The 9687-nt window shown below is 75.9% G+C and carries 5 protein-coding genes and 1 pseudogene; 5 read left to right on the top strand and 1 reads right to left on the bottom strand.

Annotated features, from left to right (window positions below):
• Window positions 1–324: 324 nt before the first annotated feature.
• Window positions 325–1416, top strand: coding sequence for a hypothetical protein (locus tag ABZ883_RS09300; protein WP_360904116.1), 1092 nt, complete (start codon window positions 325–327; stop codon window positions 1414–1416).
• A 58-nt stretch (window positions 1417–1474) separates the two neighbouring features.
• Window positions 1475–1877, top strand: a pseudogene (locus ABZ883_RS09295) (serine/threonine-protein phosphatase); the annotation flags it as partial.
• 22 nt (window positions 1878–1899) lie between these two features.
• Here the strand turns inward: ABZ883_RS09295 and ABZ883_RS09290 are convergent.
• Window positions 1900–2943, bottom strand: coding sequence for an RICIN domain-containing protein (locus ABZ883_RS09290; RefSeq protein WP_360904113.1), 1044 nt, complete (start codon window positions 2941–2943; stop codon window positions 1900–1902).
• 264 nt (window positions 2944–3207) lie between these two features.
• On the opposite strand from ABZ883_RS09290, the gene ABZ883_RS09285 reads away from it, so the two are divergent.
• Genes ABZ883_RS09285 through ABZ883_RS09275 form a run of 3 tightly spaced genes read left to right on the top strand, consistent with a single transcriptional unit; the run spans window position 3208 to window position 9564 of the window.
• Window positions 3208–3783, top strand: a complete 576-nt coding sequence (locus tag ABZ883_RS09285) for a sigma-70 family RNA polymerase sigma factor (RefSeq protein WP_360904109.1) — start codon at window positions 3208–3210, stop codon at window positions 3781–3783.
• Window positions 3783–4994, top strand: a complete 1212-nt coding sequence (locus tag ABZ883_RS09280) for a hypothetical protein (RefSeq protein WP_360904106.1) — start codon at window positions 3783–3785, stop codon at window positions 4992–4994. The genes ABZ883_RS09285 and ABZ883_RS09280 overlap by 1 nt, the downstream gene beginning before the upstream one ends.
• Window positions 4995–5019: 25 nt before the next feature.
• Window positions 5020–9564: an FtsK/SpoIIIE domain-containing protein gene (locus ABZ883_RS09275; protein ID WP_360904103.1), complete on the top strand. Its 4545-nt coding sequence runs from the start codon at window positions 5020–5022 to the stop codon at window positions 9562–9564.
• Window positions 9565–9687 lie beyond the last annotated feature (123 nt).

Below are 9687 nucleotides of genomic sequence, written 5' to 3'. Positions count from 1 at the left end.
CAAGGCCGGGCGCCGGCAACGCCGTTCGGTTCTTGTCCGGCGCGCCGCCGTGGTCGGCGGGCTCCAGGGCGTTCGCCCGGCTCGTCTGCCTCACCGGCGCCCCGCGTGGGCCGCGTCGAGCGGCTCCAGGCGTGCCGCTGGGCGTTCCGCGACGGCATCCTGCCGCACCGCCTGCGGGAGCCGGAGGGCGTGGCCGCAGTGCCGGGAGAGGTGGCCGGGGCACGCGTGTCCCGGTGAACTCCCGTCTTCTTGATGCCCGGTCGGGGCGCCCGTACGCTGCGGTCCTGTTCGCTTCTGATCCGCCGGTGATGGGGAGTTGACGCCTTGTACGGAACGCCGTCCGCACCGCCGACCGACGAGGACGTACTCCAGGCAGTGGAGCGGCACCTGTCCGCGCGGAGCGGCGGCCCCGTCCGTTTCGGCTCCCCCGCCGCGGTGCGGATCACCTGGCACTCGCTGCTGGACTGCCGGATCGTACGGACCACGGAGACGCGCGTCGAGAGCACGCGGGTCCACAAGGGCCGCATCGACCTGTCGAAACGCCCGGTCTACACCGACCTGACGACGTACAAGACCGAACCGCCGCCGGAACCCGGCCGGCCGCGGCGCATCGAGCTCGTCCAGCGGGACTCCGTGCGCGAGCGGGCCTGCGAGTGCGGCAACGGGACGTGGCGCTGCACGCAGTGCGAGGGCCGCGGCGACCTCCCCTGCGACACCACCGTCGTCTGCGCCGCCTGCCGCGGCCTGGACCCCTGCACCGCGTGCGAGGGCACCGGCCGCGCCCGTAACCGCGCGTCCGCCCGGGAGCAGGACACGGCCCCGTCCGAGCGCGTGCGCTGCGCCAAGTGCCGCAGCCCGCGCGCCGCCTGCCCCGCGTGCGCGGGCCGTGCCCGGACGGAGTGCCCCAAGTGCCATGGCGGCGGCTCCGTTCCGTGCCCGCAGTGCAAGGGGTCCGGCACGGTCCCGCACGACGCCTGCGCCGGCACCGGCGCGATCACCACGTGGACCGGCGCCGTCATCGAGCAGCGCGACCGCGCCGAGGAGGTGACGCTGCCCGAGCGGCGGCCGCCCGGGCGGGCGCGACGCCGCGCCCGGTCCGCGGGGTCCTGGCGCGAAGCGGTCCTGACCTCGTCCGGGGCCGACCTGCCGGCCGGCCTGGCCGACGCGCACCGCGCCGCGATCACCCCCCGGCTGGGCCGCTCCCCCGGCGAGGTCGCCCGCCGCGTCACCATCCGCCACCTGCCCCTGGCCCGGCTCGCCGCCGACCACGAGCCGGACCGGGTCTTCTACGTCTTCCCCGGCCTCACGGACCTGGAGGTCGTCCCGCTCCCGTCCCGGCGGCAGGTGCTGCGGACGTCCGCGGTGGGCGTGGCGGTGCTGGTGGTGGCCCTGCTGGTGCTGGCGCTGGTCCTGTAGCGCCCGTTCGGCGTGCGGCCGGTGCGCGCACATGCGCCGGCGGGGGCGGGCGGTCGCGGTCCCCGGCCCGTACGGGGTCCGGGTGATCGTCGGGGGCGTGTGCGGCAAGGGCCTGCCCGCGGTCGGCACGGCCGCCCTCGTGCCGGGCGTCTTCCGCGAGGCCGCCGACGACCGGTCACCCGGGCGCGGACCGGCTGGAGGTCGTCGACCGCGGCCACGCGCCGCTGCTGCCGCGCGCGCCGTCGACGTCCGCCCGTCGGGATCCTGCCCGTCGAACCGCCGCAGTCGGCGCCGCCGCTCGGGCCGCGGGACCTGACCGACTGCTGCTCTCCACCGACGGGGTCATCGAGGCCCGCGACCGCGAGTTCTACCCGCTCGCCGACGAACCGCTCAGCCATGTCGGCGGCCGCCTCCACGACAACGCCGCGTTCCTTCTGCTGCGCAAGCCGGCGGGCGGCTGAGCGCGCGATTTCCGGGTGGCTGTCAGCCCTTGTGCCATTTCTGGTTCCGCTGGCCGTTGCACGTCCACAGTTGAAGCCGCGTGCCGGCGCCGGTTCCCTCGTCCAGTACATCCACGCATTTGTCGGCGTCAGGGTTCACCAGGTCACCTGCGGCGCTGAGCCGGAACTGCTGGGCGGCGCTGCCGTGACAGTTCGCGAGTTGAATGACAGTGCCATTCTCGTGGGATCCCCATGCGACATCCATGCAGAGGCCGAGAGAGCGCAGGGTGCCGTCGGAGGCGAATTCCCACTTCTGGTTGGCCTGGCCGTTGCAGTTCCAGATCTGGAGCGGGGTGCCGTCCTTGCCCTTGCCGCCGTTCGCGTCGGTGACGTCGATGCAGAGGTGGGACGCGTTGCCGACCAGGGCTGTGCCGGACACCGGAGTCGTGCCCGTGCCGCCGCCGCTGCCCCCGCTCGTGCCACCGGTCGTGCCACCGCTGGTGCCGCCCGTCGTGCCGCCGCCCGACGAGCCGCCGGGGGTCGCGGAGTGGGTGGTCTCGGTACCGCCGCCGTGCGCCGTGCCGGACGTCCCGCCCTGCGTGCCGGTGCCGTTGCCGGACTGCTGTCCCGACGTGCCGGACCCGGACTGCTGTCCCGACGTGCCGGTACCCGTGCCTGCGGGCGGCAGTCCGGTACCGGTACCGCCACCCGAACCGCCCCCGACCGTGCCCGCCGCGGCGGACCGCGGCTGTCCCCCGCCCGCCGGCGGCCGGGCCGCCGAGGCCGAGGGGAGAGGGCTGCCGGACGCGGTCACCGCCGGGTCATGGGTGTCCCCGGCGACCGTGCGGACGGAGGTCGACGCCGGCTCGGAGAACAGGTCTATTCGCGCCAGCAGCGGCACGATCAGGACGGCGGCCACGGCCAGCGCCGCCACCCCGCCGGTGGTGGCCCACACGCGCTTGCCGGGCAGCAGCCCGCGCCGTGGCAGGGCGGGGCGCCGGGCGAAGGTCGCGGTGAACCGTGTCGGCTGGTCGTCGCCCGGATCCGTGGCGGACCCGGAGGACTCGGGGTGGGGAACGGACGGCACGTCGCCTCCTTGAAGCCGCGAAGAATTCATCGGAAATGCCCCGAAGGGGCTTGCGGAAAATCCGCCGGCCCGGCCCGGTCCGCTGCGGCGGCGAGGGGGGCAGGGACACGGTAGCGAATTCCGGCCGCTGTACCATCACCGGAGTGAACGGTTGGCCGATTTGCGGCTGCCTTCGCCCCGAGTGCGGTGTGCCTCCGTTGACAAGCGCTGATTTAATCTGCGCGACAAACACCGCCGCAAACACTTCGGACTCCTGGGGAGATTGTGAGCCTCGCCGACCATGACCGTGCGGACGACCTGGCCGACACCGTCGCGCTTCTCGTCGCCGAACGGGACAGTCTCCGCCGCTACGTCGCGGGACTGATAGGACGCGACCCCCACACCGTGGAGGACGTGGTCCAGGAGACCCTGCTCCGGGCCTGGCAGTCCGCGCCGCTCCTGGAGTGGCGCGACCGCCCCATCCGCATGTGGCTGTTCCGGGTCGCCCGCAACCTCGTCGCCGACCGGGTCCGCAGGAACCGGACCGTGCCGGTCGGCGTGACCCCCGAGGACTTCGCCGCGGCCGGCACCGTGTCCGTCCCGGACCACGCGGACGAGGTCGGGGACCGCCGTCTGCTGGTCGACGCCCTCCACACGCTGGCTCCCGCGCACCGCGAGGCGGTCGCCCGGGTGCATCTGCTCGGCGAGGCCGGCGAGGACGTGGCCCGCCGTCTCGGGGTGCCCCGGGGCACGGTGAAGTCCCGCACCCACCACGGCATACGGGCGCTCCGCGACGAACTGGGCGCACGCGGCTACGGCCGCCCGGCGGCGGGCGGCTCCGACGGAAAGGCCGCGGCGTGATGGGCGACGGCGGACTGACCACCTGGTTCGGGCTGGCGGGCGCCGTCATCCTCGTGGTGGCGGTGACCCACTGGCTTGTCCGGCGCGGCGGCGGGTGGAAGGCGCTGCTGCGCCGCACCCGCCACGAAGTACGGCTCACGGTCCGGGCGTTCACGGGCCCGGTACGGACCGAGATCCGCTACCGGAGCGGGCTGCGGCTGCTCGTCCGGCTGCTGCGCGACCGGGACCTGTGGGCCGACGCCGAGCGGGCCGTGGCCCTGGCGGGGGACGTGGCCCCGCAGGCCCGCCCGTACGGGGTGCTGGCCGGCCCGGATCTGCTCGGGGTGCTGGTGGCCGCAGGCGCGGCGAACGGTTCCCCGGTCCCCGTCCCGCCGAAGCCGTGGGCGGCGGACCCCGCCGACCCGCTGCTGTGGTGGATCTCCCGCACCGACGTGAACGACGCGAGCGCCGCCGCCGTCGCTGCGCCGCTGCTCGTCTGTGCGGGCACCGACGGACGGCACGCCGTCCTGCTCGACCTGGCGACCGGCCCCTCCGCGGTCTCCGTGCACGGCGCGCCGCGGGCCTCCCGCGCGGTCCTCCAGGCGCTCGCCGCCCAGCTGGAGGTGCGCCTCCCGGCGGGCACGGTGGCGGTGTCCGGCGGTGTCCACCCGCGTCACCAGGGGCGCCCCGCCGACGAGATCGTGGACCGGCCCGGCGTCTTCTTCGCGGTCACCGCCGAGCCCCCGGCCCGGCCGCTGCCGGACGGCGTGCGCCTGCTGACCCTCGGGCTCGCCCGGGGCCGGGTGCGGCTGCTGGCCGCCTCCCCGGACGGGATGCTGACCGTCCACGGCGCCCCCGCCGTCGGGCGGATCGACGTCCTGCCGCTGGCGCGCGCGGTGGTGAAGGCGCTGAACGCGCTCCCGCCGCACCCGGCGTCCGGCGGCCCCGGCCCGTACGACGACGAACCGCCGGTGCAGGCCGCGCCCGTGGAGCACCCCGACGTCCTGCCCGCAGGCGTCGCCGCGGCACCCCACGACGATCTGGCCGAGCCCGACTTCGCGCTCGGGGTCACCTCCGACAGCCCTCCGGCCCGGTCCGCGCCGCCGGTCCGGCCGGCCGTCCAGCGCCCGTCCGCCGACACCGCCGGCACCTCCTTCGACGACGCGGACGATCTCGCCGAGCCCACGACGTCCGGTATCGCCGGCGTCTCCGCCGCGCCCCCGACGCCCTGACGCACCGACGCACCGACGGGACACCGTGAACCTCACCATCACCACCGTGGACAGCGCGGACGGACTGCGCCGCGACCACCAGCTGCGGCTGCCCGCCGACGCCACCGTCGGGGAGCTCGCCGCCGCTCTGGAGCACGAGGAGCAGCCCGCCGACGGGCACGGGCCGGAGTGGGCGGCCGCCGCCGCCCCCGCCGCCCGCCCGCTGTACGCGGACGGCAGCCGCCTCGACCCCGCCGCGCCGGTCGCCGGCACCGGCGTCCGGGAGGGCAGCCTGCTGGGCCTGGGTGCCCCCGCCGGGACCGCCGACCTGGTGCGCCTGGCCGGCGACGACGAACTGGAACTGGCCGAAGTGCACGTGGTGTCCGGCCCCGGCGCCGGGCGGACCTGGCGGCTCGGTCCCGGCAGCCACGAGATCGGCTCCGACCCGCTCTGCGCGATCCGGCTCGACGCTGCCGCCGAGGGCGTGCCCGCCCGCGGCCTGTGGGTGACCGTCGCGGCCGACGGCACCGCCTCCTGGCACCGCACCGGGGAGCCCGGCGGGTCGGTGCGGGCCCGGGTGGCCGCCCCGCCGCCGGACGACGCGGTGACGGCGCTGCGCCGGATCCGGCCGCCGCGCGCGGCCACCGAGCGCACCGGCGCCCCCGGGCAGCCCGTGCCGTGGCCGGCGGGTGAGGACCTGACCGTCGGTGCGGTGCTGCTGCGGCTGAGCGGGCCGGTCGAGCCGGACGCCGCCGTGACGCCCTCGGCCGACGGCTACGGGATCGACTACAACCGCCCGCCGCGGATCGCCCCGCACCTGGACGCCGAGCGGGTCCGGCTTCCGTCGCCGCCGACGCCGCCGAACAAGCGCCCGTTCCCGGCCGTGATGATGCTGTCGCCGGTCATCCTCGGCTTCTTCATGATCAGCGTCTTCAAGTCGTACTACTACCTCGTCTTCATCATGCTCGGCCCGGCGATGCTGGTGACCAACTGGGTGACCGGCCGCCGTACTTCCCGCAGGGACTACGAGGAGGCCGAGCGCCAGTACTCGGCCCGCCGGGCCACGCTGGAGGAGGGCGTCCGGGAGGCCGTCGCCCGGGAGCGCACGGTGCGCAACGTCACCGGCCCCGACCCGGCCGCGGTCGCGCTGATCGCCACCGGCCCCGGCGGCCGGCTGTGGGAGCGTCGCCGGCACGACCCGGACCACCTGGTGCTCCGGCTGGGCACCGCCGACCAGCCCTCGCTGCGCGAGCTGGAGGACCCCTCCCGCGACGAGAACCACCGCTCGATCCGCTGGAACATCCCGGACACGCCCATCGGCGTGGACATCCCCGCCCACGGCGTCGTCGGCCTCGCCGGCCCGGGCGCCGAGGTGCAGCCGCTGGCCCGCTGGCTGGTGGTGCAGGCGGCCGTCCTGCACAGCCCGCGCGACCTGCGGATCGTCGTCCTCACCGAGCCCGAGCGGGCCGCCGACTGGGCCTGGGTGCGCTGGCTCGCGCACCTGCGGCCCGCGGCCACCGCGGGACCCGTCGTACTGATCGGCAACGACCCGGAGTCCACCACCGCGCGCGTCGGCGAGCTGGTCTCGCAGATCCAGTCGCGCAAGCGGGCGACCGGCACCGACCGCAACGCGGGCATCGGCGGTCCCGACGTGCTGGTCATCGCCGACGGCGCCCGGCGCCTGCGCGACGTGCCCGGCATGGTGCAGGTGCTCACCGAGGGCCCGGGCGTGCGCGTCTTCAGCGTCTGCCTGGACGAGCAGGAGCGGCTGCTGCCCGAGGAGAGCACCGGCGTGGTGCTCGCCGCGGACGGCCGGCTGACCGTCAAGCGCCCCGGCACCCCCGACGTCCCGGCGGTCCGCGCCGACCAGGTCGGGCCGCAGTGGTGCGAGCAACTGGCCCGCGCGCTGGCCCCGGTGCGCGACGTCAGCCCCGAGCACGACGCCGGACTCCCGCAGCGGGTGCGGTTGCTGGACCTGCTGGACCAGGAGCCGCCCAACGCCAGAGCGATCCTGGAGGGCTGGCGGGCGCGGCCCGCGTCCACGTCCTTCGTGATCGGCACCGGCTTCGACGGGCCGCTCTCCCTGGACCTGGTCCAGGACGGCCCGCACGGACTGGTCGCCGGCACCACCGGCTCCGGCAAGTCCGAGCTGCTGCAGACCTTCGTCGCCTCGCTGGCCGCGGCCAACCGCCCCGACGAGCTGACCTTCGTCCTCATCGACTACAAGGGCGGCAGCGCCTTCAAGGAGTGCGCGCACCTCCCGCACACCCTGGGCATGGTCACCGACCTCGACGCCCACCTGGTGGAGCGGGCCCTGGAGTCGCTGAGCGCCGAACTGCGCCGCCGCGAGCACGTGCTCGCGGCCGCCGACGCCAAGGACCACCCGGAGTACCAGGCCAAGCGCGCCGCCGACCCGAGCCTGAAGCCGCTGCCCCGGCTGCTGCTGGTGATCGACGAGTTCGCCACCCTGGTCCGGGAGGTTCCCGACTTCGTTCCCGGTCTCATCAGCATCGCCCAGCGCGGCCGTTCGCTCGGCATCCACCTGATCCTGGCCACCCAGCGTCCGGCGGGTGTGGTGACCGGCGACATCCGCGCCAACACCAACCTGCGGATCGCGCTGCGCGTCACGGACCAGAACGAGAGCCAGGACATCATCGACACCCGGGACGCCGTCGACATCTCGTCGGCCACCCCGGGGCGTGCCCTGATCCGCCGCGGCCCCAAGTCGTCCGAGCCGTTCCAGACCGCGTGGGCCGGTGCCGAGCGCCCGCGGCCCAAGGAGGCGGGCGCCGACCGGGCCGAGGCCGAGAAGCGCAGGCCGGTCCGCGCGGCGCAGCTGTCCTGGGACGGACTGGGCCGGGCCGCCGCCCTGCCCGCGGAGACCGTCGTGGTCTCCGGCGCCCCGCAGGCCCCGGCGCCGACCGATCTGCAGGTGCTGGTCTCCGAGATCAGGGCCGCCGCGGACACGCTGGAGGACTTCACCCCCGAGACCAGCCCGTGGCTGCCGCCGCTCTCGGACCGGCTGCTGCTGGCGGACCTGGAGGCGATGGGCACCACCCGCGAGGGCCGGCTGCTCATCCCGTACGCGCTGGAGGACGTGCCGGCGCTGCAGCAGCGCCGGGTCGCGGTCGCCGACCTCGCCACCTTCGGGCACCTGTACGTCATCGGCTCCCCGCGCTCCGGCCGCACCCAGGTGCTGCGCACCCTGGCCGGTTCCGCGGCCCGCGCGGTGAGCAGCGCGGACGTGCACCTGTACGGCATCGACGCGGGCGGCGGCGGTCTCGCCGCCCTCGGCTCGCTGCCGCACTGCGGCGCCGTGGTCTCCCGGCACGACATGGAGCGGCTGGGCCGCCTGCTGCGCCGGCTCAACCAGGAACTGACGAACCGTCAGGACCTGGCGCAGCAGCACAACGCCACCGGCATCGCCGAACTGCGCCGCCTGCTGCCGCAGGCCGAGCGCCCCGCCCACATCCTGCTGCTCGTGGACGGCTGGGACTCCCTGTCGGCCATCCTGGACGACCACGACCACGGCGCCCTGGTCCAGGAGGTCATCCGGCTGGTGCGCGAGGGCGCCGGCGCCGGCATCCATGTCGTCGCCACCTCGGAACGCTCCCTGCTGGGCGGCCGGATGGCGGCGCACAACGACCACAAGCTGCTGCTGCGCCAGGGCGACCGCAGCGACTACCAGGCCGTCGGCCTGATGCCCGGCAAGATCCCGTCCAACATCCCGCCCGGGCGCGGCTGGCACGTCCTGACCGGCACCGAGACCCAGGTGGCGCTGCTCGCCGACGGCGGCGGCACCGAGCAGGCGGAGGCACTGCGCACCATCGGCGAGGAGGCCCGCAAGCGGGACGCCCGCGTGCCGCAGGCCCGCCGGCCGTTCCAGATCGCCTCGCTGCCCCGCTCCGTGGAGTTCTCCGAGACGTACGACAAGGTGCCCGCCGAGTTCCGGCGCCCGCTGTGGGGCCTGCTCGGTGTCGGAGGCGACGCGGGCGAACCGATCGGCGCCGACCTCGCCGGCTCCTCCTCGGTCTTCGGCGTGCTGGGTCCCGCCGGGTCCGGGCGCAGCAACACCCTTGCCTCGCTGGCGGTCTCGCTGCTGGCCGGCGGTACCTCCCTGGTCGTCCTCGCCCCCCGGGAGTCGCCGCTGCGCGCGCTCGCCCGGCACGGCACGGTCCGGGTGCTCACCGGCGCCGACCCCTCGGCGGAGGACGTCCGGGCGGCGCTGGACGCGCTCCCCGGGCCGCGGGCGGTCGTCGTCGACGACGCCGACCTGCTGATGAACCCGGCCGCCGACAAGGTCCTTAAGGAGATCGCCCTCTCCGGCCGCGACCAGGGCCTCGGCCTGGTCTACGCCGCCTCGGCGGACGGTCTGCAGGGCGGTATGAGCGGCTGGACGGTCAGTGCCCGCCGGGCCCGCCGCGGCCTGCTGCTCGCCCCCAAGACGATGGCCGAGGGCGACCTGATCGGTGTGCGCCTGACGGGCAGCGTCGTCCGCGGCGTCAGCCACCCCGGCCGCGGCTGGACCGCCGGTCCCGGCGGCACGGTGATGGCGGTCCAGGTGCCGCTGACCACCCTCCGCGCGGACTGAGCGCGGCGCCACAACGGCGAGGGGGCCGGACCGGAAGCGCGTTCGCGCAGCTCGGCCAGGGCGGTCTCGCCGAGCCGCGACACCAGCGACATGCCGAGTGCGGTGGTCGTTCCCTGCGCGAGC

Source organism: Streptomyces sp. NPDC046977 (assembly GCF_040644455.1).
In the GTDB taxonomy this organism is placed as follows: Bacteria; Actinomycetota; Actinomycetes; order Streptomycetales; family Streptomycetaceae; genus Actinacidiphila.
Note: the sequence above shows the minus strand (reverse complement) of the source record. Positions and strands in the feature narration are given on the sequence as shown.

Coding starts and splice junctions, on each gene's coding strand:
- ABZ883_RS09280 (WP_360904106.1), top strand. CDS start 3,783: ATGGGCGACGGCGGACTGACCACCTGGTTCGGGCTGGCGGGCGCCGTC.